The 20524-nt window shown below is 65.7% G+C and carries 21 protein-coding genes and 2 pseudogenes; 10 read left to right on the forward strand and 13 right to left on the reverse strand.

Features of this window, described 5'->3' with window-relative positions; all coding sequences use genetic code 11:
• Nucleotides 1–26 precede the first annotated feature (26 nt).
• Both EN786_RS05120 and EN786_RS05125 read right to left on the reverse strand, forming a co-directional pair.
• The gene (locus EN786_RS05120) at nucleotides 27–1085 is read right to left on the reverse strand and encodes a Gfo/Idh/MocA family oxidoreductase (RefSeq protein WP_127311245.1); all 1059 of its coding nucleotides are present in this window, start codon (nucleotides 1083–1085) and stop codon (nucleotides 27–29) included.
• Nucleotides 1086–1254: 169 nt separating this feature from the next.
• The gene (locus EN786_RS05125; RefSeq protein WP_127311246.1) at nucleotides 1255–2040 is read right to left on the reverse strand and encodes a ThuA domain-containing protein; all 786 of its coding nucleotides are present in this window, start codon (nucleotides 2038–2040) and stop codon (nucleotides 1255–1257) included.
• Between the two features lie 278 nt (nucleotides 2041–2318).
• Here EN786_RS05125 and EN786_RS05130 point away from each other — a divergent pair, with 278 nt between their 5' ends.
• Nucleotides 2319–3074 carry a DUF4239 domain-containing protein gene (locus tag EN786_RS05130; RefSeq protein WP_127311247.1) on the forward strand — a complete coding sequence of 252 codons (756 nt, stop codon included), beginning with the start codon at nucleotides 2319–2321 and terminating at the stop codon, nucleotides 3072–3074.
• A gap of 2 nt (nucleotides 3075–3076) precedes the next feature.
• On the opposite strand, the gene EN786_RS05135 is transcribed toward EN786_RS05130, so the two are convergent.
• The 6 genes from EN786_RS05135 to EN786_RS37600 form a co-directional block, all read right to left on the reverse strand.
• A complete protein-coding gene (locus EN786_RS05135) occupies nucleotides 3077–4324 on the reverse strand; it encodes a glycosyltransferase (RefSeq protein WP_127311248.1) in 1248 nt (415 codons plus the stop codon).
• Nucleotides 4325–4615: 291 nt separating this feature from the next.
• On the reverse strand, nucleotides 4616–6088 hold the full coding sequence (locus EN786_RS05140) for a tlde1 domain-containing protein (protein WP_246688718.1): 1473 nt from the start codon (nucleotides 6086–6088) through the stop codon (nucleotides 4616–4618).
• A 491-nt stretch (nucleotides 6089–6579) separates the two neighbouring features.
• Entirely contained in the window at nucleotides 6580–7824 is a 1245-nt protein-coding gene (locus EN786_RS05145) for an NAD(P)/FAD-dependent oxidoreductase (RefSeq protein ID WP_127311585.1), read from the reverse strand.
• Nucleotides 7821–8540, reverse strand: a complete 720-nt coding sequence (locus tag EN786_RS05150; RefSeq protein WP_127311584.1) for a methyltransferase domain-containing protein — start codon at nucleotides 8538–8540, stop codon at nucleotides 7821–7823. Before EN786_RS05150 ends, EN786_RS05145 begins: the two co-directional genes overlap by 4 nt.
• Nucleotides 8537–9604 (reverse strand): type III polyketide synthase, encoded by a 1068-nt coding sequence (locus EN786_RS05155; RefSeq protein ID WP_127311583.1) that lies wholly within the window; start codon nucleotides 9602–9604, stop codon nucleotides 8537–8539. Before EN786_RS05155 ends, EN786_RS05150 begins: the two co-directional genes overlap by 4 nt.
• 263 nt (nucleotides 9605–9867) lie before the next feature.
• Nucleotides 9868–10029, reverse strand: coding sequence for a hypothetical protein (locus EN786_RS37600; RefSeq protein WP_189340653.1), 162 nt, complete (start codon nucleotides 10027–10029; stop codon nucleotides 9868–9870).
• A 242-nt stretch (nucleotides 10030–10271) separates the two neighbouring features.
• Between EN786_RS37600 and EN786_RS05160 the strand changes: the two genes are divergently transcribed.
• Both EN786_RS05160 and EN786_RS05165 read left to right on the forward strand, forming a co-directional pair.
• Nucleotides 10272–11780 (forward strand): multicopper oxidase family protein, encoded by a 1509-nt coding sequence (locus EN786_RS05160; protein ID WP_135908040.1) that lies wholly within the window; start codon nucleotides 10272–10274, stop codon nucleotides 11778–11780.
• Nucleotides 11777–12343, forward strand: a complete 567-nt coding sequence (locus EN786_RS05165; protein WP_127311826.1) for a cytochrome c — start codon at nucleotides 11777–11779, stop codon at nucleotides 12341–12343. The genes EN786_RS05160 and EN786_RS05165 overlap by 4 nt, the downstream gene beginning before the upstream one ends.
• Before the next feature lie 18 nt (nucleotides 12344–12361).
• Here the strand turns inward: EN786_RS05165 and EN786_RS05170 are convergent, their stop codons facing one another.
• The 3 genes and pseudogenes from EN786_RS05170 to EN786_RS05180 form a co-directional block, all read right to left on the reverse strand.
• Nucleotides 12362–13075, reverse strand: a complete 714-nt coding sequence (locus EN786_RS05170) for an ABC transporter permease (RefSeq protein WP_127311825.1) — start codon at nucleotides 13073–13075, stop codon at nucleotides 12362–12364.
• 97 nt (nucleotides 13076–13172) lie between these two features.
• A pseudogene (locus tag EN786_RS05175) lies at nucleotides 13173–14129 on the reverse strand (cation diffusion facilitator family transporter); the annotation flags it as partial.
• Nucleotides 14130–14140: 11 nt separating this feature from the next.
• Nucleotides 14141–14407 (reverse strand): metal-sensing transcriptional repressor, encoded by a 267-nt coding sequence (locus tag EN786_RS05180; RefSeq protein ID WP_127286125.1) that lies wholly within the window; start codon nucleotides 14405–14407, stop codon nucleotides 14141–14143.
• Between the two features lie 113 nt (nucleotides 14408–14520).
• Here EN786_RS05180 and EN786_RS37605 point away from each other — a divergent pair, with 113 nt between their 5' ends.
• The 5 genes and pseudogenes from EN786_RS37605 to EN786_RS05200 all read left to right on the forward strand — a co-directional run bounded on the left by EN786_RS37605 (nucleotide 14521) and on the right by EN786_RS05200 (nucleotide 18169).
• Nucleotides 14521–14667: a hypothetical protein gene (locus EN786_RS37605; protein WP_189523004.1), complete on the forward strand. Its 147-nt coding sequence runs from the start codon at nucleotides 14521–14523 to the stop codon at nucleotides 14665–14667.
• A gap of 78 nt (nucleotides 14668–14745) precedes the next feature.
• Nucleotides 14746–15201: a hypothetical protein gene (locus EN786_RS05185; RefSeq protein ID WP_127311823.1), complete on the forward strand. Its 456-nt coding sequence runs from the start codon at nucleotides 14746–14748 to the stop codon at nucleotides 15199–15201.
• Nucleotides 15202–15326: 125 nt separating this feature from the next.
• Nucleotides 15327–15893, forward strand: a pseudogene (locus tag EN786_RS05190) (dihydrofolate reductase family protein).
• A 30-nt stretch (nucleotides 15894–15923) separates the two neighbouring features.
• Nucleotides 15924–16883: a squalene cyclase gene (locus EN786_RS05195; protein WP_127311357.1), complete on the forward strand. Its 960-nt coding sequence runs from the start codon at nucleotides 15924–15926 to the stop codon at nucleotides 16881–16883.
• Between the two features lie 581 nt (nucleotides 16884–17464).
• The gene (locus EN786_RS05200) at nucleotides 17465–18169 is read left to right on the forward strand and encodes an SOS response-associated peptidase (protein WP_127311356.1); all 705 of its coding nucleotides are present in this window, start codon (nucleotides 17465–17467) and stop codon (nucleotides 18167–18169) included.
• 31 nt (nucleotides 18170–18200) lie between these two features.
• Here the strand turns inward: EN786_RS05200 and EN786_RS05205 are convergent, their stop codons facing one another.
• A complete protein-coding gene (locus EN786_RS05205) occupies nucleotides 18201–18521 on the reverse strand; it encodes a hypothetical protein (RefSeq protein WP_127286629.1) in 321 nt (106 codons plus the stop codon).
• A gap of 100 nt (nucleotides 18522–18621) precedes the next feature.
• On the opposite strand from EN786_RS05205, the gene EN786_RS05210 reads away from it, so the two are divergent.
• Both EN786_RS05210 and EN786_RS05215 read left to right on the forward strand, forming a co-directional pair.
• Nucleotides 18622–18798, forward strand: coding sequence for a hypothetical protein (locus EN786_RS05210; protein ID WP_127311355.1), 177 nt, complete (start codon nucleotides 18622–18624; stop codon nucleotides 18796–18798).
• Complete coding sequence (locus tag EN786_RS05215; RefSeq protein WP_127286627.1) at nucleotides 18795–19004, forward strand: hypothetical protein; 210 nt, start codon at nucleotides 18795–18797, stop codon at nucleotides 19002–19004. The genes EN786_RS05210 and EN786_RS05215 overlap by 4 nt, the downstream gene beginning before the upstream one ends.
• A 58-nt stretch (nucleotides 19005–19062) precedes the next feature.
• Here EN786_RS05215 and EN786_RS05220 read toward each other — a convergent pair whose 3' ends face one another.
• Nucleotides 19063–20502 carry an FAD-binding oxidoreductase gene (locus EN786_RS05220; RefSeq protein WP_127311354.1) on the reverse strand — a complete coding sequence of 480 codons (1440 nt, stop codon included), beginning with the start codon at nucleotides 20500–20502 and terminating at the stop codon, nucleotides 19063–19065.
• Nucleotides 20503–20524 lie beyond the last annotated feature (22 nt).

Consider the following 20524-nt stretch of genomic DNA (forward strand, 5'->3'; position numbering starts at 1 on the left):
CCCGGCGGAGATCGGCAGTTCGACCCTCACTGCGTGTCCGCGTGCGCTCTCAGTTCGGCGCGCTTCTCGTCGGATACCACCGAGAGATCCAGCACCTTCTGCAATTCGGCGGCGTGGCGGAAAGACGGCTCGGGCTGGACGCCGCTCTTCACCGCATCGACGAAGCGCTGGTAATTGGTCGGCACCGTGCCGGCGTCGAGCACCTCCCATCTGGCGTTCTCGACATTGTCGCCAACGCAGGCCTTGAGCAGCGAGCCGTCGAGATTGTGCACCACCTCGATGCCGCCCTTGTCGCCGTAGATGCGCAGCCTCAACTCGTTCAGATGCCCGCTCGCCCAGCGGCTGGCGTGCACCACGCCGAAGGCGCCGTTGGAGAAATCCAGCGTCATGGCGAAGCTGTCATTGGCGTCGAGTCCATATTCGCCGATGCGATTGCCCGGCGCCTTGTCGAAGGCGCGCAGGCGGCAGAAGACATGGTCGATGTCGAGCGCCGCGCCATAGCTGGCGAAATCGAGGATGTGGATGCCGACATCGCCCAGCACACCGTTCGAGCCGTGGCCGCGCGACAGGCGCCACAGCCATTTCGGATCGGTGCGCCAGTCGCCCCAGAATTTCGACACCAGCCAGCTCTGCAGGTAGGAGGCCTCGACATGGCGCACCGTGCCGATCTCGCCGGCCTGCACCATGGCGCGCGCTTTCTGCAAGGGGGCGACATTGCGGTAGGTGAGGTTCACCATGTTGACGATGCCGGCGGCTTCAGCCGCATCTGCCATCTCGCTTGCCTTGCCGAAGTTCTCGGCCAGCGGCTTCTCGCACAGCACCGGCTTGCCGGCGGCGATCAGCGCCATGGTGGTCGGGTGGTGGATGCGGTCCGGCGTGACATTGGCGACGGCATCGAATTCGCCCCATTTCAGCGCCTCCTCCAGCGAAGTGAAGCGGGTGGGGATCTTGAAGCTGTCGGCGAATTCGCCGACCCGGGCCGGATCGACATCGACGGCGCCGACGATGTCGACGCCATCGATAGCGCTGAAACGGCGGGCATGTTCCTGCGCCATCCAGCCGGTACCGAGTATCAAAAGCCGCATTTTTTGCTCCTCCGAGCGGATTGGTTCGATTCAATGATATGAGCGACTGTGGTCTAAGCGCGATTCTTACGCAATCCCAGAAGGAAAAAACGCCGCCTTTTCCGGAACGCTTTCTGTTGCGCGCGCAATTCCGGACGGAAAACCGCTGCGCACGTTTCCTGGAATTGCTTTAGCGGAAGCCGGCTTCGCCCGCCGCGTGCAACTTGCCGCCGCGCTCGACGATCGGCTCAAGCGCCTTGTCGACCGGCACATTCGGCGCGTCGAGTATGGCGGGCTTTGACCCTTGCGGGTTATGCGCCCATTTCACCGCATTGCGCAGCACCTTGTGAACGGTGGCGTCGTGATAGGTCGGATAGGTCTCGTGGCCCGGCCTGAAGTAGAAGATGCTGCCGGCGCCGCGCCGGTAGGTGAGCCCGGAACGGAACACCTCGCCGCCCTGGAACCAGGAGATGAAAACCGTCTCCAGGGGCTCCGGCACGGCGAACTGCTCGCCATACATCTCCTCGTTCTCCAACTCGAAGAATTCGCCCACGCCTTCGGCGATCGGGTGGCTGGGGCTCGTCACCCAGAGCCGCTCGCGCTCGCCGGCCTCACGCCATTTCAGCGTGCAGGGCGTGCCCATCAGCCGCTTGAAGATCTTCGAGAAATGGCCGGAGTGGAGGACGATGAGCCCCATGCCCTCGAAGACGCGGCGCGCCACGCGCTCGACCACTTCGTCGACGACGGCGCCATGGTCCTTGTGGCCCCACCAGACCAGTACGTCGGTCTCGGCCAGCCGCGTTTCGGGCAAACCGTGCTCGGGCTGCTCCAGCGTCGCGGTCGAAGCCTGTATGCCGGGGTCGGCCTTCAGCGCGTTGGCGATTGTGGTGTGCATCCCCTCGGGATAGATCGACGCGACCACCTCATTGGTGCGCTCATGGATATTCTCGCCCCAGACGACAGCGCGTATTGTCATGACATCCTCGTGGTGAAACCGGAACCGACCCGCCCCGGTCATACATAGTCCGCCCAGGCGCGAATGGAAACGTTTTCGATGGTGATGTTCTGTCCCAAGGGCGCGAGGAGGCGTTGCGCGGAACGAGAACCGAGGCGAGCCTTGCCGCCCCTCCAGCGTAAAGTTCCGGCCTCGAAAACCCTTCCAAACCAGCGCAATAGGCGCCCCTCCTCCGACTCTGAATCAACCCGACCCGGCAACCCTTTGGCAAACGCCGCGTCTCGGTTACAATATCAGCCATGCGCGAAGCGTTGCTTGGGGTCGCGATCTTTGTCTGCCTGGCCGGAGCGTCGCTCACCAGCCTGCTGATCCATGGTCGCTTTCCGCCGCATCACCGCCAGGACGATACCAGCGCGATCGTGCGGCTCGCCGCCAATTTGTTCGTGGTGATGACCTCGCTGGTGCTCGGCCTGATGATCAATTCGGCCAAGAACACATTCGAAGCCATCGACCACAATCTGCACGCCTATGCGACCGAGCTGATCCTGCTCGACCGGTCGCTGCGGCAATACGGCCCCGAGACGCAAGCCGCGCGCCAGCCGCTGATCGCCTATGTGCAGCGCGTCGTCGACGCCACCTCGCCAAGCCAGCAATCGCCGATCGTCGCCAACCGGCTGTCTGAGCTGCTGCTCGACAATGTCGGCGACCAGGTGAGCGTGCTGACGCCGCCCGACGACAGGCATGCAGACATGCTGCGGGATGCCCGCCAACAGCTGCAGAAGGTGATCGAATTGCGCTGGGTGCTGGCCGAACAGTCGGAAGGCGCGATCCCTGGAGCGCTGATCGCGCTTCTTGTCGCCTGGCTGATGCTGATCTTCGCCAGCTTCGGCTTCAGGGCGCCATGCAACGCAACGGTCGTCGCCACCTTCGTCGTGTCGGCGGCCCTGGTCGCCGCCGCGCTCTATCTGATCATGGACATGGACATACCCTTCTCCGGCCCGATCCAGATCTCGCCAGCGCCGCTCGAAAGGGCGCTGGCGGAGCTGAAGCAATGAGGTCAGCTCCCGCCCCGGCCTAGGTCAGCGAGCAGCAGCCTGGCGGCCACCGCCGCTCCGTCGCCGCGGATGGAGCCGGCGAGCGCGACCGCCCGGGCGCGGGTTTCCGGCGCGAGCGCCGTCGCAAGGGCTGCCGACAATGTCGCCGTGGTCGGTATAGGGCCGTCATGCGCCGCCCCTATGCCAAGTTCGGCCACCCGCCGAGCCCAATAGGGCTGGTCGCCGATCTGCGGCACCACGAGCTGAGGCGCTCCTGCCCGGGCAGCGGCGACGGTCGTGCCGGCGCCGCCGTGATGGATGACGGCGGCCATCCGGCCAAACAGTGCCTGCTGGTTGACGTCGCCAACGGCGAAGCAGTCGTCGCGGTCGTCGATCAGGCCGAGCTCGGCCCAGCCAGGCGCGAGCACAATACGGCGACCGTGAGCCCGGACCGCCTCGATGGCCGCGCGGGCAGATTCGCTGGCGACCGCTATGGAGCCAAAGCCGACATAGACCGGCGGAGAGCCGGCTTCGAGGAACGCCTCCAGGCCGTCGGGCAGCGGCCGTTCGTCCGGCAGAATCAAGGCGCCGGTCTGCACGGCGTCGATCAGATCCGACGGCTGCCACGGCCCCAACGTCGCGTCGCAGGCGAGCAGGACGGGATCGCCGTAGACATAGTCGCGGACATTCGCCACCGGCGGCAATCCGAGCGAGGCGCGGTGGCTGTTGATCGCACCGCCGAACAGTGCGTTCTTGGTCAGGATGTCCGTCTGCCACAGCAGCCGGTTGTCGGTTACCCCGGCTGGAAGAGGATGGCCCGGATATTCATGCGGCCGGTTGTGCGCCGAAGGCAGCCAGATGGGGCAGAACGTGCCAAGCATGTAGCGCATGCCCCGCTGCTCCGCGACCAACCGCGCGGCGGCGCAGGACGGAAACAGACCGAAAGCCACCACCGCGTCGCAGCCTTCTGCGGCTGCCGCCAGCGCATCATACTGCCTGGCGACGATCTCGGCCGCCTGGCCGGAGACGAGCGCTGCCACGCCCTCGGGCGATGCCGATCTCCTGCGCCGGATCATCTCCTTGGCCCATTCGCGCACCGGCGAAAAGGCCGGCGCCAGTGGGACGCCGGCGCGGGCACACAGAGCGGCGAACTCCTCATCGCCGGGGGCACTTACCCGCACCTCGGCGCCGACGTCCTGCAGCCGCGCGCCGAGCGCCACCACCGGTTCGACATCGCCACGCGAGCCATAGGTCGACAGTAAAATCCGCATGCAAACTCCCTTTCCTAAACTGAGGTCAAGGGCAGCGTACATACGGCATTGCCGGGGGCTTGCCGCAAGCCCGGGCTGCGCCATATATGCTTTCTGGGAGGGGGAGTTCCCCCTTTCCTCATCCGCAATTCGATGGAACCGGTCACTGCCGCTGTTGCAAGAGACGTGGCGAAGACATCAAGCGCGTGCGTCGACCGCGCCGTGCGTCAACGGCGGTAAAGACCGCAAACCGTTAAGAGATCAAAGGCAGCCTACCGGCAACTAGCTGCTGCCGGCATAGTGGCGGGCGGGTCAGCCCTGGCGGCCTTCCTGGGCGACCTGGGTGGGCGACCCGTTCAGGCGCGGCACAACGACCAGGCGCTTGATCTTCCCCTTCTTGAAGGCAGAGAGGAAGCGGCCATAATCCTTGAAGGCCACGCAGCCGCTGGATTGGGCTGGGGAGCCGCGCAGCAGATAGGTATGGGCGAGCAGACCGTTGCGGTTATATTTGTTCCTGCCGCTGGTCGGCGTCAGCCGGATCGCCTCGACGCCGTGGAAGCGCGATTCACGCATCGACAGATTGTAGGTGTCGGGCGGCGTCGGGCCGGAATTCTTGCGGTTGGCGAAGCGCGGCTGGTCGGCCATGGCGCCCTTCCCCGAATGCGCCTCCAGCTTGGAACCATCGGGCATGTAGACCGTCGCTGTCGAGATGTCATAGACGGCGACGCCGTTGCCCACGCTTGGCCTGTTGCTGAACAGGTTGCCGAACACGCCGCCCGCGCCGCGCTCCGGCATGTCGGGCTTGGCGTAGGCGAGCATCTCCGCGTCCTGGGCCTTCGACCGCTTGCCCGGCTTGGCCGGCTTGCCCTGGCTGGCCTGCACGCCCGGGAGGGTCGGCACGGCCGCCTGCTCCGAGCTGCGCGGCGATAGGATCGACGCCTTCCCGGACGGCGGCACATCGGCGGCCTTGGCCGACTGGGCCTTGCCGGTCCTTGCCGCCTGTGGCGTCTCGGTCCCTGGCGCATCAGTCCTGCTGGCCTGGCCCTTGGGAGCCAAGGCCTTGGGGGCCGGCTGATCGATCTCGGCCTGCGGCCGGCCGGTTGGCAGCGGAACTGCGTCCGGCATCTCGTCTTGCGGCGGCAGCGAGGCGAGCTGAACTTCGGCCGGCTCCTGCCCAGCGTCAGGCCCGGCCATAGCCACCGATGGCGGCGGCGCCAGCATGTCGACCTCCGGCATTGCATTGGCGAGCGCCAGGGCCAGTCGCGACGAGCGTTCGATTTCCGCCACCTGCGGCCCGAAGCGCACCGATGCCGGGCCCTGCTGGTCGGGCAGGCGAACCGGTTCGGCGAAGCGGGCATCGGCCGGCAGGCTGGCCAGCAGGGCCGGCTTGTCCTGCGCGCGGGCGAAGGCCTCCGCCAGCTTTTGCGGCGACAGCTTTGCCCTGGCGACGACGCTGTCGAAGCGGTCGGTCGAGGCTGCGTGCGCCACGGTTTCCGGCGCGGCCATCTTCGGCGTGATGCTATCGGGGTGGGCGGATGCGAGGCGGGCCATCTTGCCGGCATTGCCGGCAGCGGCGAAGCTCGAGGCCTGGCGCACGCAGCCCGCATCGCAGCGCCCGAGCAGCGCCTGCCGATGCGGGGCGCCAACCGGAAGCTGCAGCATCCAGGAACTGGCAGTCGCGCGGCGCGGATCGGCGAGCGCGATGCTGCCCGGCGCCAGCAGGCTCGGCGGCAATCGGTTGGAGGCGGCGGTGAGCGAGGTGCCCACCGAATAGAGGCCAGCCATGGTCGCCACGGACCATAGAGCAAGGGCGGCGCCGACAGCAGGCACCGCAACCCAAAGACCACCAGATTTCTTCGAAGTTACTCCCTCTTCAGGAGCATTACCCCGGCTTTTCAAACGCAAAGACGCCATACAACCACTCTCAATCGGCATGCCGGTTCGCGGACCTGGCACCCGTCACGATCACAGTTCGCCTGGTGCCCCCTGCACCTTCACGCGTCTGTTGCCGATTGATTCAAAAGATGGACAAAGATGGTTAACCAATCCCTCCAGCGACCGCCGATTGCACTGCGGTCGACACGAAAAAAGAGCCCTCCACAGTCTCCGCTATGGTAAAAATGCTCTCCCTCACTTGCCTTGCTGCCCGTTTTTCCGGCCTGTGTCAAGAAAACGTGAAGACCGGAACCGCAACGTCTTCAGCCGGCTAGAGGCGGATTAGGGTTAAAATGCGGCGTGGCGACAGGAAGCTCCGGCCATCCGAAAAAACTGGCCAGTCAGCCAAATCCGGGAACTCGCCTTGTCTTGCCGCTCAGCTGCGCGCCCAATGTCAGCGCTTGCGGAAGATTCCGGACAGCCACCCTCATCAAGGCTGGACCGCCGGGGCAAAATGCAAGCCGGGCGATGCCCGCGGCTGCGTAGACCCGGGTCGAGAACAATCCTCTCCAGGTGGCCTCGTAGCGTCTGCCGACCGCTTCGCGGCCCGCCTGGCCCGTTGGCGCCCCGCCGAGCTCCGAAGCCAGCAGCCAGCCGGACTGAAGCGCCATCGAGATGCCTTCGGCGATGATGGGATGCGATTCCCCGGCCGCATTGCCGACCCGGAAGATATCGTGCTCGTAGCAGGCGCGGATGCCGGGCCGGATCGGTCCGGCCGCAAGCCATGGACCGTCGAGGCGGGCTCCCTCCAGGACATCGCTCACGCCCCGGCAGGATGACATGAGGTGGCGGCAGACCGCATCGGCCGCAGATAGGTGGCCATTCTCCTTGGGACCATCCTGTTCGGGGGGATGGTTGCCGCGCAGCCGCGCGAGCACGTCGCGCCTGATGCAGCAGGAGATCGACAGCCGGCCATGGTCGGCGAAGACCATGCCGCCATAGCCGCCAGGAAATACCAACAGCGGCATCAGATCAGTTGCGAGCGACGATCCGATGAAATGCGCTTTGAAGCCGAGCAGGTCCGACGGGCGGCTGGACTTTGCGAGTTGGCTTGGCAGGGGGCCCGGTTCCCAGGAACCGTGCGCCGCGACGATCACCGGCGCCCGCAACATCGTGTGTTCGTCGCTGACATTACTGGCTTGAATACGTACCGTCTGCATGTCGCCATCCCGGTCGATGGCGACGGGCCAAAAGGGCTGGAAGATTTCGGCGCCCGCCGAGCACGCCGCCTGCAAGAGCAGAGCGTCGAGCACGTCCCGGCCCAGCGCCCGGCCGAAGCCGTCATCTGCACTGCGCCCTGCTCTTGCCGGAGGCATTGCCGCCTCAACGCGGGTATTGCCGGAGAAGAAGCCGACGCGGCGGATTTGCGGGCCTGCGCTGGCGCGCCAGGCGTCGCCTATCTCCAGCCGGTCGAGAAGCGCGATATTGCTTGCCGAGATGTATTCGCCGCAGACCTTGCGGCGCGGGAACAGCCGCTTTTCCACGATCGCTACCGCCCATCCGCGCCGGGCAAGCGTCAGCGCAACGGATGTTCCCGCCGGCCCGGCGCCGATGATGATCGCATCATGGGTCGACAGACGTGTCATCGGTCCAGATCGGAACCGCTACCGGCGCCGACGAAGACGTGGGAAAACGGACCGGCACGCCGTTCCTCGAGTGGCATGCCGTTGACCTTAAGCCAGAGAGCGGAGAGCTCGTTGCCGCGAAAGCCGGCGCGTACGCTCTGGGCCGCATCGTGCCGGGTGACGTCGTTGACGCCGATCGCCGGCAGAAGGCCGGCAGCGACGAGCGCCGGCTTCGATCTCAGCGGTTCGGTTGCCAGGAGCAAAGGCGCTTTGGGCGCCAGCAGGGAGAACAGACGCAGCAGCCCGGCGTCATCGAAATGATGCAGGAAGAGGTTGACGGTGATCGCGTCGTAGCGGCTGCCGCCGGCCTGTTCCGCCCAGTCGAAGACGTCGGCGGTGATGCCTGCAACCGTCCACCCCAGACTGTCGAAATCCACCGAGAGTTCGGCGGTGAGAACGTCGACACGGTCGAGCAGCGTCAGTTCCACCCGCGGCCACTGCTTGACCATGCGCCGGGCCACGGCCAGCATGAAGGTGCCGTCGCCGGCGCCGATCTCCAGGATGCGGCCCGGCGGCTTCGGCACGAATTTCCTCAGCAATGAGGCCATGATCCGCGCCTGGAGCATCAGCGCGTTGATGCGGCGGAGGTCACGGCGTGAAGCGCGCGCCCGTGGATCGTCGGCGGCGAGCCCATCCAGGATTTCCGGGATAAGGCTGCGCTGCGCGAGGGCGGTCATGAGACGGTCCTGAACAGCATGGTCTCGGCCGTCAGGCCGGGTCCGAAAGACATGCCGCAGCCCAGCAGTCCGCCGGGCTTCTTCAGCATCTTCTCCATCACGAACATGACCGTCGCAGACGACATGTTGCCGTAGCCGCGCAGCACCTCGCGCGACGGCTCGAGCGCGGCCGGTTCGAGATCGAGCGCCCTTTCGACGGCGTCGAGAATGCTGCGCCCGCCGGGATGCACGGCCCAGAGGTCGATCGCCTCCGGCGGCCGGCCACCAAGGATGGCGTCCTGGCTGCTTCGCAACACTTCCTGGACCGCCCCCGGGACCTTGCCGGAAAGAAACATGTCGAAGCCGTGGTCGCGGATATCCCAGGTCATCAGGTCCCGCTGCTCGCCGGCGACGGCGCAACAGAAGGAGTCGAGCGCGATGCCGGGCGGCTCGGCGGTCACGAGCGTCGCCGCGCAGCCATCGCCCCAAAGGCAGAAAGAGAGCAGCTTTTCCAACTCGTCGGTCTCCCTGATGTGCAAGGTGCATATTTCGATATTGACCAGCAGGATCCTGGCTTGCGGGTTGGAGCGGACGATGTGGCGGGCAAGCTTGAGGCCGCTGACTGCCGCATAGCAGCCCATGAACCCGACTATCGTGCGCTCGATGCCATCCGGCAGGCCGCAGCGCTGAACCAGGTCGAGGTCGATGCCGGGCGCGGAGAAACCGGTGCAGGTAGTGACGATGAGGTGGGTGATGCGCGACGCCTCATCGCCAAGATGCAGCCCGTCGACGCCGCTTTGCGCCAGGATGGGGGCGGCTTCGCTGAACATCGCCATTCTCACGGCCGTTCCGGGAAACGCGCCGCGCCTGAAGGTCCCGGCGAAATCGGCCGACGGCCCTTCGGGTTCGAGGGCGGGCGCGAAGCAGGAAAAGCGGTGCTCGATGCCGGCGAGGCCGGCCATGCGTTCGAATATTCGCCTGCGATCGGAGGCCAGCATCGAGGCTGCATAGCGCAGGTAGAACTGGTGCACGTCGTGCTGCGGCACCGCCGTCGCGATCCGGTTGATATAGGCGTTGGCGGACACGTTTCTGCCTCCCTGGGCTCGGGCGCGATGCGCACTGTGCCGGAGGGATTTTCCGCTACTGACAGGCGCCAGGCGTTGAGCGTTGCCTATTCGATAAACGTTTCGAAAAACCTGTTTCTTCCTGGCGCGATCCAAAACATTCTGAAAGGATCATACGCAAAATCAAAGTGTTACGGTCTCGTCGGCGCGCGAAAGGCGCGCCGGCCACAAGCGCATCAAGCCGGCGTGAATCTTCGGTCCGTCAGGCAAAGCTTCGGGCCGATTCACTCGCTGCCTTGCACCCCTCCGGGCACGATCAAGGCTCCCTGGTCGCGCTCCGAATATCTGAAGCCGATAAAGAACAAGGCGATGATGATGAGGCAGATCGCCAGCACGGTGGCGAGGATCCTTCCCGGGTGGTTTTCGGCAGGCTGTTTGTCGTCCATGGCGGTTCGCCTCGCTTATAAACCCGACCGGAGCGGAAAGAGTTCCAGGCTCCGGAGCGCAACGCCGGATTGAAGAAGCCGATCGCCGCGATCACGTGACGTCGACAACGACCATCAGCCCGCCGCCGCCCTTCCGTTGAATTTCCGACTTCAGCCCTCGATCCGGCTTGACCTTCCAGCAACTGGAACCCTTAGCGTGGAGAAATCCGGCGGCGGACTCCCTCGATATCCAGGAGCAAACGATGAATCGACGCGGTTTTCTGGCGGCAGGCCTGGCGACGGTTCTGGCGAGCCCACGCGCGCTGGCGCAGATGAAGATCGACGACATGTCCGGCATGGACATGAGCGGCCATGCCGGGCACGACATGGGCGGGATGGCCGAAGGCGCCGTCGCCCTGCCCGAGGGCGAGGTGTTGCGCGACCTGCCGCTGCTCGCCAACGCGGCCGGCCGGCCAGGCCTGTTCAAGGCACGGCTAACGGCGGAAGCGGCCGTCACGCGCTTCGCCGAAGGGCTGGACACGCCGATCCTCGCCTATAATGGCACGAGCCCGGGGCCGCTGATCGAGGCCTTCGAGGGCGACCGCGTCGAGATCACCTTCGCCAACCGGATCGAAGGCGAGGCCAGCACCATCCATTGGCACGGCATGCCGGTGCCGGCCGATCAGGACGGCAATCCGATGGACCCGGTGGCGGCGGGCACTGACCGCGTCTACGCCTTCGAGCTTCCGGAAGGGTCGGCCGGCTCCTACTGGTATCATCCGCACGCCCACGGCACGACCGCCGAGCAGGTCTATCGCGGCCTTGCCGGCGCCTTCGTCGTCAAGGCCAAGGCCGATCCGGTGCCGGCCGAATATGGCGATACCGTACTGGTGCTCACCGACCTCAGGCTCGCCGCCGACGGCTCGATGCCCGCCAACACCATGACCGACCTGATGAACGGCCGCGTCGGCGACCATGTGCTCGTCAACGGCCAGAAGAATCCCAGGCTTGCCGTGACGAAAGGCGCGGTGCGGCGCCTGCGTCTCTACAACGCCACCAATGCGCGCTTCCTGAAGCTCGCCTTCGAAGGTGCGGCGATGACCGTCATCGGCACGGATGGCGGATTACTGGCGGCGCCGGTTGCGGCCGACGAGATCCTGCTCAGCCCGGGCGAGCGCATCGAACTGGTCGTCTCCTTCGGCCGGCCAGGCCTCGTCACCCTCGCCACGCTTGACTACGATCGCGGCTGGATGGGGCCCGGTCGCCCGGCAGACGGTGGGCTGACACTGCTGACCATCGACGTCTCCGAAGAGGCCGGAGGAGCGATGCCGCCGCCGCCGGCGAGCCTGCGGCCGATCGCGCCGCTGCCTGCCCCCGCCTTTAGCCGGCGCCTGGTCTTCAGCGAAACCATGGCGATGAACGCCACCGGCATGGAAATGGGCTTCCTGATCAACGGCAAGGCCTTCGACATGGCGCGCGTCGACATCGTCGGCAAGGCCGGCGAGACCGAGCTCTGGGAGATCGTCAACCAGGCCGACATGGACCATCCCTTCCATGTCCACGGCACGCAGTTCCAGGTAATCGAGCACGAGCGCGACGGCAAGATCTCCAGGCCGCCCTTCCTTGCCTGGAAAGACACCGTCAACGTGGCGCGCGGCGAGACGCTGCGGCTGCTGCTGCGCCAGGAGCAGCCTGGCCGGCGCATGTATCACTGCCACATCCTCGAGCATGAGCAACTCGGCATGATGGGCGTTCTCGACGTCACGGCATGACGGCGGGCATCGCATCCCGGGTGGCGATGCTGGCGCTTACCGGCTCGCTCGTTATGTCCTCGCCGCTGGCCGTGGCCTCGGGCGACGCGGTCGTTGCTGCCCGCCAGGCTTCAATGAAGGCGATGGCGGCGGCGGCGAAAACCGTTGCCGAGATGTTCGACGGCAAGCGAGCCTATGACGCTGCAGACTTCCGGACGGCGGCCGATACGCTTCGTACCCGCACTGGCCCCGTCCTGATCGCCGAATTTCCGTCAGGCACGCTCGGCGCGCCCTCCGGCGCCAAGGCTGAGATCGATCAGGCGCGGCCTGAATTCGAGGCGCTCGCCCGCCATATCGGCGGGCTCGCCTCGGCGCTGGCCGCAAAGGCCGAAAGGGCGCCGGCGCAAATCACCAGCGACATGCGCATGGGCGCGATGCTGCCGACGGATGGCGGCAGCCTGCTCGGCAAACGGCCGAACGCCGTGCATGTCGATCCTGCCAAGCTGCCGGCGGAGCATCTCCTGCATCTCATCCTGCAGGATTGTTCGAGCTGCCATTCGAAGTTCCGGCGGAAGGTGAAGTGACACAGGCGACCTATCTCTTCAATTCGACGTAACCTGCCAGATGGCAACGCCGGCCAGAACAAGGCCGGCAACGCCCTCGATGCCGCGCGAGAGGAGGTCGAACAGGCGCGGCCGGCTGTCGAAGAGATGCACGAGCCGCTCGCGAAACAAGATCGACAGCACGGCAACGCAGGACAGCGTCAACGCAACGCCGACCATCATGGTCAACGCAAAAAGGATGCCGGCGCCGGGGACGCCGCGCGATATGGCGAAAGTCATGACGAACAGCGTAAGCGGGCACGGGATCAGGCCGGCCATGAAACCCACGACCTCCCCTTCATGCTTGTGGCTATGCCCATGGCCAAGCGCGCGCCAGACCATCCACGCGCCGATCACGCCGAGCAGCGCGCGGCTGACATCTTCGAGCAGCGGCGCCCGACCGACGCTTCCCAATGCCAGCGACACAAGCGGCAGGGAGAGCACGGCGATCAGCACCGCTATCGTCACATGCGTGGCGGAAAGAGCGATCGAGGCAAGCAGACCGCGCGACACCTTCGTATCCGAGCCGGCGAGATAAGTGGCGAGCACCGCCTTGCTGTGTCCTGGCGTCAGTGCGTGAGCGGCGCCAAAGACGACGCCCATCGGCAGGAAGGAGAAGAACGCCAGCCAACCGCCGCCTGCCGCCAGAAGCTTGATCTGGTCGGCGAGCGCCAGGTAGATCGTGCGCTGGAACTCGACAAGGGTCTGAAGCATCGGGCGGGACTATAGCCGCCGGACTCGGCGAGCGTCAGTGCCGATGTCCGGCATGGTCGCCGTGGCCATGGTGATGCTGGTGCGAGTGATCGTGCCGCTCGAACCGCACATTGGCCGCTGCCAGCGCCGGCATGTGCTGGAAGAGTTCGTCCTCGAGCATAGCCGCGAGCCTGTTCGCCTCGGCAAGCGGCAGGGTCTCATCGGCGGCAATGGCGATGTCGGCATGCAGCCTGTGGCCGATCCAGCGCGCCCTCGCATCGACGAGCCGCACTCCCGGCACATGTTCGGCCGCATGGTGAATTTCATCGACGATGCCGGGCTCGACACCGTCCAGCATGCGCGTCAGCACGGCTTTGGAAGACTGCCACACAATGGCGAAGATAGCGATCGTGATCAGCAGGCCGATGATCGGATCGGCGAGTGGAAAACCCGCCCAGACGCCGATGGCGCCGAGGACGACCGCCAGGCTGGTGAAGCCGTCGGTGCGGGCGTGGTAGCCGTCGGCGATCAGCGCCGCGCTATTGATCTCGCGGCCGACGCGGACGCGGAACACGGCGACCGCTTCGTTGCCGATGAAGCCGATGAGGCCGGCGATCGCCACCCAGCCCAGGAGTTCGATCGCCCTTGGATGGATCAACCTGTCGATCGCCTCGTAGCCGGCGACGATGGCGCTGAACAGGATGATGAGCACGATGATGATGCCGGCAAGGTCCTCGACCCGGCCGAGGCCATAGGTGAAGGTCTTCGACGGCTTGCGCCTTGCCAGCATGAACGCGATCCAGAGCGGGATGGCGGTGACCGCGTCGCCGACATTGTGGATGGTGTCGGCAAGCAGCGCCACGCTGCCCGACAGAAGGACGACGACCAGCTGCAGCGCGGCCGTGATTGCCAGCACCACGAAGGACCATTTGATCGCCCAGATGCCGCGCGTCGTGGTGGCGATGGTGGGGTCGACCACGCCATGCGTATGGCCATGAGGGCCGTGACCGTCATGATGGTGGCCATGCCCGGCGTGATCGTGCGAACCGAGGCCGAACCAGTCGAGAACGCGTATGCCAAAACCGCTCATAGATATTTCGCCAATTGCTTGAGCTCGGCGAGCGCGTCATGCGAGCCCCCCTCGGCGCTGTCGTTCAGGCAGTGCTCGATATGATCGTGGATCAGCTCGCGCTTGGCGCTGCTGATCGCACTCTCCACGGCGTGGAGCTGCTGGGCAAGGTCGACGCAGGGGCGTTGCGCCTCGAACATCGAGAGCACCGCGGCAAGGTGGCCCTGGGCGCGTTTCAAACGCTTGACGATGGCGGGGTGTGAGGTGTGGATGCCTTCTGACATGGGGCGGGGAATATCCCCCCGGGGAGGATAGAGTCAAGCAGGCTGGAGGGCTTTCGGAGGCTGGTGCCGCCGGGGTTTGCAAAATATTAATTTGTTCAGCCGACGCTAATATGATGACCAAGAACCTCCACAACGCCACGCGGAACTCTCCGATCCAGGAGATCAGGCCTTCGCTGCTTGGCAAGGTGGCGCCGGCGCTGTTTCCGTTGGTGGTTGTGGCGCTCGGCTATTTCGTCGGACGGCAGTTCTTCGGATTTTGAGGCCGGCGCGCCAGCCTTCCATCCCACCTTCCCAGGCCCGCCCCCTGCCCTAGCTTCTCCGTGGAAGGAGAAAGCGGCATGGCGATCTATGGTCTCAGGGTGGTGAGCTTCATCTTCGCGGCGCTGGCGTTCGTACCGGCCGGCGCGCATCTGTTCTCGATGCTCAACAAGCTGAAGCTCGACGGCACGAGCTATCTCGCCGCGCAGCGCGCCTATGACGGCTGGAGCCTGTTCGGCAGTCTCGTGCTGGGCGCCCTGCTGTCGAGCGCGGCACTTGCGGTCGTGCTCTACCGCTCGGGCGGCGCCTTCGGCCTGGTGGCGCTTGCCTTCATCGCCATCGGCGCCACGCAATTCGTGTTCTGGAGCTTCACCTTTCCGGCAAACCGGGCGACCCGCAACTGGACCATGCTGCCCGACAATTGGGAGATGCTCAGGCGGCAATGGGAATATTCGCACGCGGCCGCCGCCTGCCTCAACGCGCTGGCGCTGCTGTTGCTGTTCCTCGCGGCGCTGCGCCGCGACGCGGGGGTTTGACGGGCTCCGCCCGCGCCGCGAAGCCAAATTCCATCAGTCAGTGGTAAAACTGATTGCAATATGCAATTGGTCATGCATGCTGGCGAAGCGGAACGGAGACGCCGATGGCCAGGATCGTCTATTCCATGCTGACGTCGCTGGATGGCTGCATAGAAGGGCCGGACGGAAATATCGGCTTGCCGGTGCCGGAAGGCGAGCTGCACCGGCATTTCAACGACGAGATGAGACGTACTTCGACCGTTCTCTGCGGCCGCAGGATGTATGACGCGATGCGCTTCTGGGACAGTCCGGAGCGAGAGACCGCCGACGACGAGGTCGAGCGCGACTTTGCCCACGCCTGGCGGGAGACGCCGAAAATCGTGTTCTCGACGACGCTCGGCGAAGTCGGCCTCAACGCCCGGCTGATGCGCGGCGACGCCTAGGCCGTTGCAAGGTCGCTCAAGGCGGAGACGGGCGGCGAAATCAGCGTCGGCGGCGCCGACCTTGCCGCTCATCTGGCGCGCGCTGGCCTGATCGACGAATACCGGCTCTACATGCATCCGGTCGTGCTTGGCGGCGGCAAGCCGTACTTCCAGGTCGGGCTGTCGCTGGGGCTGGAGCCGCTCGGGACGGAAAGCCTGTCCCAGGGCGTGACGCTGCTGCGCTACGCGCCCATCAACCTCGCACCGGGCAAGGGAAGCGGCTACAAGTGAATCATCGATCTCCCGCCGACAGGCTCGCTCATGACTGACCCAGTCATCGAATGGCTCCTCGCTTCCGATCCGTCGATCCGCTGGCAGGTGATGCGCGACCTGCAGGACGCGCCGGAGCCGGTATGGATGGCGGAACGCGCCAAGGTGGAGAGCGAGGGCTGGGGCGCCCGGCTGCTTGCCTGCCAGGACGAGGACGGGCAATGGGCTGGCGGCGCCTTTGTGCCTGCCGGCTTCACCCCCGAAGAGTGGCGCGAGCACGGCCAGCCGTGGACGGCGACGTGCTTTTCGCTGTCGCAGTTGCGCGAGTTCGGCCTCGATCCCGCCTCGGACCGGGCCAGGCGCGCCGTCGATCTGGTCGGCGCCAATTCACGCTGGGACGAAGGCGGCCAGCCCTATTGGCAGGGCGAGGTCGAGGAGTGCATCAACGGCCGTACCGTTGCCGACGGCGCCTATTTCGGCGTCGACGTCTCCGCCATCGTCGAGAGGCTGGTCGGCGAGCGCCTCGACGACGGCGGCTGGAACTGCGAGCGGGCGAACGGCTCGCTCCGCTCCTCCTTCGCCAGCACGATCAATGTGCTGGAGGGCCTTCTGGAATTCGAGCGCGTCACGGGCGGCACGGACCAGTCGCGGCAGGCGCGACGGTCGGGCGAGGAATTCCTGCTCGAGCGCAAGCTGTTTCGCCGCCTCGCCACGGGCGAGCCGGCCGACGAACGGTTCCTGCGCTTCCTGCACCCGAACCGCTGGCGCTACGACATCTTGCGCGCGCTCGACCATTTCCGCTCCGCCGCGATATATGCCGGCACCGATCCCGATCCGCGGCTGGGCGAGGCCATCGACCACCTTCGTTCCAGACGCCTGGAAGACGGCACATGGCCTCTCGACTGGACCCTGCCGGGGCGGGTGTGGTTCGAGGTCGACGAGGGAGAAGGCCAGCCCTCGCGGTGGGTGACCCTCAGGGCGATGCGGGTGCTGAAATGGTGGGAGCAGTAGCCCGGCTGGAAAGCGCCGCCAGCCGCCGCTTGCGGACCGGGAAGCCGGTACACGTTGGTCCTAGGCCCTAGGTCGCTATTGCCCAAGTATTAGCATGAGCGCATGTTCAAGCAGCCGGCGAGGTCGCAGAAGCCGGTCAGGCCCGGCGGCCAACCCATACATCACCCCCCCTCGGCGGCCGGGCCACCTAACTTCCCGAAAGTGATATGAGGTACGATCCAGGTCGCCGGAGAGTTGCGGCGGCGGAGGGACTGGCGGTGCAAATCTTCTGGCGCCGGGGGCCAGCCGGGGGCGCGAAAGATCGATGCGGAGGCAACAAATGCCTCAGCGCTTCGTCGAAGCAAAAGCCTTTGGCTCAGGGAGCCTTAGAAACGGTGGTGGCGGCGAGCGCCCCGAGCTTGCCCGCCTTGAGCAGTACCGGCCTGGCGTAGGTCTTCTTCACGGAATCTCTCCTTCAGCAGATGCCAAATCTTCCGCTGCTTCGCCGCTTCTGTCAACGCGGCGGGGTTTGCGCGGCCGGCTCTGGCGCTTTGCCGAGAAATGCGCGAACAATTCCTCCCTGGGAGACGGCGGGCTGCATCATGTGCAACCTCTACAACATCACCACCAGCCAGGAGGCGATCCGCCAGTGGACGAGCGCCCTGCGCGACGTCATCGGCAACCTCGAACCCTCGATCGACATCTATCCCAACCAGTTCGCCCCGGTGGTGCGCAACGCGGCGGGCGGGGCGCGCGAACTTGCCAATCTGCGCTGGGGCATGCCGACGCCACCGGAGCGCATGCGCGGCAATGCCGACCCCGGCACCACCAACATCCGCAACCCGCAATACGCCCACTGGATGCCTTACCTCGGCGTCGAGAACCGATGCGTGGTGCCGGTGACGAGTTTCGCCGAGCCCTCGCCCCAGCCTGGCGACAAGGACCCCGAGACCGGGGTGCAGAAGAACTTCTGGTTCGCGCGCGGCGAGGACCGGCCGCTGTTCTTCTTCGCCGGTCTGTGGACGCCCTGGCAAGGCGTGCGCAAGGTCAAGGAAGGTCCGGGCGACCATCAGCTCTACGGCTTCCTGACCACCAAGCCGAATGCGCTGATCGCGCCGATCCACGAGAAGGCGATGCCGGTGATCCTGACCACGCCGGAGGAGACCGAGACGTGGCTGACCGCGCCATGGCCGGAAGCGCGGAAGCTGCAGCGCCCGGCGCCGGACGACGCGCTGGTGATCGTCGACAAGCCGGCGACGCAGATCAAGTTTCCGGCGGAGCCACCGGCGCAGGGATCGTTGTTCTAAAAACCAAAGCTGGCAATGGCCGCCCGCCTTCTTATTGCTCATCCCGCCACACGACACGCCGCACCGTCCTTATTTCGGCAAGTCGCCTCACCCGGATGCCCTGCCTTTCCAGGGCCGACGGGCTTTGCGTCTCGGCATGCATGAATTCGTTCTTGCCGCAGCGCTCGCAGCGCATCTTGCTGCCCACGAGGTCAGGTTCAATGTCGCCGAAAATCGTCATGAGGTCGTCGGGCTGATACCAGCGCTTGACGTTGCACAACCCGCAGCGGACGAGCACGAGCTGCCCAATCTCATGGGCGTTGCTGAGCCGCCGTCCGCCGCCGCGCTTTCGTCTTCCGTCAGTATCAGGCATGCCTAATAATAGGAACGCATTCCTCTTCCGGTCAATTCGCCCTTGACAATTTTGTACCCTTTTTGTTCACTTCGCACACGATATACGAGGAGGTGTCGGGATGGACCAGATCGTGAGGCTGGACAGCCGCCAGGAAGCGGCGCTTCAGGCCGTAGCCCACAAGTTCATTGCGCTCCACAAGGGCGATGCGGTGAAGGCGCTGAAGGAGATGATCGTACTCAATGGGCATCTACAGGAGCGCCTCGATGGGCTGCAGGTTTCAAGGAGGCGGCCATGAGCATCTTGCATCTCGACGCCGAAGCGCAGGCTGAATTGCAGGCCGAGGCCGAGAAGCTGATCGCCCGCTACGCGAGCCCGCTAGAGACGGTGAAAGCGCTGATGGCCTACAATTGCGAATTGGAGACACAAATCCTCGCGCTCGCTCACCGCCACCCGGAGCTGGTGACCGTGAGCTATGATGATACACCGGCGGTGATCGGCTGAGCCCCGTTGGCGCGACGACGCGGTTGCCCGCGCCGTCGCCTCGGCGGATGCCTGGCCGTCATGCCGCCCGCAGACCCTCCTTCGGACGCAGGTTCTGGTTCATGCGGAACAGGTTCTGCGGGTCGTAGCGCTGCTTGATCTCCAGCAGCCGGCGATAGTTGCCGCCATAGGCAGCTTCGACCCGGTCGATCTCGTCCTCCGGCATGAAGTTCACGTAGGCCGTACCGACGGCAAAGGGCCTTGTCGCCTCGTAGACACCGCGGGCCCAGTCGATGCAGGCCTTGTCCATTGCCGGTTCGCGCCAGCGGGCGTGGACGTTCATGACGAAATGCGAGCTGCGCTGCGGGAACGCCGTGGCGTCCGCCGCCACACGACCGGCCGCGCCACCGATATGGGCGAAGAACACCTCGCATTCGGGGCCTGGCAGCTTGGCTATCGCCGCCGTGGTGATCTCGATCGCGCTGTCGGAAAGCTCGGTGAAGTCATGGCTCTTCCAGTAATTGCGGGCGCCGGGCGCAAGCAGCGGGTCGAAGGCCTGCTGCCAGCCGGTGAGCGGATTGGGCCCGACGACATCGGCGATCGGCGAGCCGATGGCGCGCAGCTTCCGCGTCGCCTTTTCGCCGGCCTCGATGTCGCCGCAATAGCACATGGCCAGCACCAGCACCTCCTTGCCGTGCCATTGGGCCGGCAGGAAGGGCAGCGGCGGCGCCTGCCGCATGACGACCCAGCAGGTCAGTTCGTCGGGCGCGGTCTCCAGTGCCTCGCGATATTCGCGCAGCACTTTCTGGGCATCGGCGAAGGGATGGACGACGAGGCCCGACAGCACTTGCGGCCCGAATTGGTGAAGTTGGAACTCGAACGCCGTGACGATGCCGAAATTGCCGCCGCCGCCGCGCAGCGCCCAGAACAAATCGGGATTTTCGCTCTGGCTGGCGCGCAGCAGCTTGCCGTCGGCGGTGACCACATCGGCGGAGACGAGATTGTCGATGGTCAGGCCGAATTTGCGGGTGGTCCAGCCAAAGCCGCCGCCCAGCGTCAGGCCGGCAATGCCTGTGGTCGAGTTGATGCCGACCGGCACCGTCAGTCCGAAGGCCTGTGTTTCCCTGTCGACATCGACGAGCGTGGCACCCGGCCCAACCCAGGCGCGGCGCGCCGCGACGTCGACTCGCACCGACTTCATCAGCGACAGATCGATCATCAGACCACCGTCGCAGACGGCGCTGCCGGCGATGTTGTGGCCGCCGCCACGCACGGAGACGAGGAGCTTGTTCTCGCGGGCGAAGTTCACGGCGGCAACGACATCGGAGGCGCCGACGCAGCACACGATCAGCGCCGGCCGCCGGTCGATCATGCTGTTCCAGATGCCGCGGGCGTCCTCGTAGGCGTCGTCGCCGTCCCGCAGCACCGTGCCGCGTATCCGTGCAGAAAGGGCTTCGAGGGCCGCAGCGTCGACGGTCGCCTTAGCGCCGTCAAGGGTGGTGAAGCTCATGGCATTCATGCTTTCCTCCCGATCTTGTTGG

The organism is Mesorhizobium sp. M4B.F.Ca.ET.143.01.1.1 (genome assembly GCF_004792275.1).
GTDB classification, from domain to species: Bacteria; Pseudomonadota; Alphaproteobacteria; order Rhizobiales; family Rhizobiaceae; genus Mesorhizobium; species Mesorhizobium abyssinicae.

Bases quoted from the DNA above. Each gene is read 5' to 3' on its own strand.
- EN786_RS05120 (WP_127311245.1), bottom strand. From the start codon at position 1,085: ATGCGGCTTTTGATACTCGGTACCGGCTGGATGGCGCAGGAACATGCC.
- EN786_RS05125 (WP_127311246.1), bottom strand. From the start codon at position 2,040: ATGACAATACGCGCTGTCGTCTGGGGCGAGAATATCCATGAGCGCACC.
- EN786_RS05130 (WP_127311247.1), top strand. From the start codon at position 2,319: ATGCGCGAAGCGTTGCTTGGGGTCGCGATCTTTGTCTGCCTGGCCGGA.
- EN786_RS05135 (WP_127311248.1), bottom strand. From the start codon at position 4,324: ATGCGGATTTTACTGTCGACCTATGGCTCGCGTGGCGATGTCGAACCG.
- EN786_RS05140 (WP_246688718.1), bottom strand. From the start codon at position 6,088: ATGGCTGGCCTCTATTCGGTGGGCACCTCGCTCACCGCCGCCTCCAAC.
- EN786_RS05145 (WP_127311585.1), bottom strand. From the start codon at position 7,824: ATGACACGTCTGTCGACCCATGATGCGATCATCATCGGCGCCGGGCCG.
- EN786_RS05150 (WP_127311584.1), bottom strand. From the start codon at position 8,540: ATGACCGCCCTCGCGCAGCGCAGCCTTATCCCGGAAATCCTGGATGGG.
- EN786_RS37600 (WP_189340653.1), bottom strand. From the start codon at position 10,029: ATGGACGACAAACAGCCTGCCGAAAACCACCCGGGAAGGATCCTCGCC.
- EN786_RS05160 (WP_135908040.1), top strand. From the start codon at position 10,272: ATGAATCGACGCGGTTTTCTGGCGGCAGGCCTGGCGACGGTTCTGGCG.
- EN786_RS05165 (WP_127311826.1), top strand. From the start codon at position 11,777: ATGACGGCGGGCATCGCATCCCGGGTGGCGATGCTGGCGCTTACCGGC.
- EN786_RS05170 (WP_127311825.1), bottom strand. From the start codon at position 13,075: ATGCTTCAGACCCTTGTCGAGTTCCAGCGCACGATCTACCTGGCGCTC.
- EN786_RS05180 (WP_127286125.1), bottom strand. From the start codon at position 14,407: ATGTCAGAAGGCATCCACACCTCACACCCCGCCATCGTCAAGCGTTTG.
- EN786_RS37605 (WP_189523004.1), top strand. From the start codon at position 14,521: ATGACCAAGAACCTCCACAACGCCACGCGGAACTCTCCGATCCAGGAG.
- EN786_RS05185 (WP_127311823.1), top strand. From the start codon at position 14,746: ATGGCGATCTATGGTCTCAGGGTGGTGAGCTTCATCTTCGCGGCGCTG.
- EN786_RS05195 (WP_127311357.1), top strand. From the start codon at position 15,924: ATGACTGACCCAGTCATCGAATGGCTCCTCGCTTCCGATCCGTCGATC.
- EN786_RS05200 (WP_127311356.1), top strand. From the start codon at position 17,465: ATGTGCAACCTCTACAACATCACCACCAGCCAGGAGGCGATCCGCCAG.
- EN786_RS05205 (WP_127286629.1), bottom strand. From the start codon at position 18,521: ATGCCTGATACTGACGGAAGACGAAAGCGCGGCGGCGGACGGCGGCTC.
- EN786_RS05210 (WP_127311355.1), top strand. From the start codon at position 18,622: ATGGACCAGATCGTGAGGCTGGACAGCCGCCAGGAAGCGGCGCTTCAG.
- EN786_RS05215 (WP_127286627.1), top strand. From the start codon at position 18,795: ATGAGCATCTTGCATCTCGACGCCGAAGCGCAGGCTGAATTGCAGGCC.
- EN786_RS05220 (WP_127311354.1), bottom strand. From the start codon at position 20,502: ATGAATGCCATGAGCTTCACCACCCTTGACGGCGCTAAGGCGACCGTC.